Source organism: Cupriavidus phytohabitans, from assembly GCF_017815025.1.
GTDB lineage: Bacteria > Pseudomonadota > Gammaproteobacteria > Burkholderiales > Burkholderiaceae > Cupriavidus.
This window is the reverse complement of sequence record NZ_JAGIQB010000264.1, coordinates 1-446: the sequence shown is the minus strand read 5'-3', so window position 1 is coordinate 446 and position 446 is coordinate 1. Positions and strand designations below refer to the sequence as shown.

At 65.5% G+C, this 446-nt stretch carries 1 protein-coding gene; it reads left to right on the top strand.

Translation table 11 applies throughout. The annotated features are described in order from the left end of the window. Positions 1-446 (top strand): acyl-CoA dehydrogenase family protein (locus J8I34_RS35785; RefSeq protein WP_209808638.1); only part of this gene is annotated, 446 nt, incomplete at both ends.

Sequence of the window (446 nt, the reverse complement as noted above, 5' to 3'; positions counted from 1 at the left end):
GGCGGCGCCAACATGGGCTACCTGGCGCACATGATCGCGATGGAAGAGATCAGCCGCGCCTCGGCGTCGGTGGGCCTCTCGTACGGCGCGCATTCCAACCTGTGCGTGAACCAGATCCACCGCAACGGCACGCCGGCGCAGAAGGCGAAATACCTGCCGAAACTGGTGTCGGGCGAGTGGGTCGGCGCGCTGGCGATGAGCGAGCCCAACGCCGGTTCGGACGTGGTCAGCATGAAGCTGCGCGCCGAATTCAAGGGCGATCGCTACGTGCTCAACGGCACCAAGATGTGGATCACCAACGGCCCCGACTGCGACGTGCTGGTGGTTTACGCCAAGACCGAGCCCGAGCTGGGCGCGCGCGGCATGACTGCCTTCATCGTCGAGAAGGGCATGAAGGGCTTCTCGGTGGCACAGAAGCTGGACAAGCTGGGCATGCGCGGCTCGCA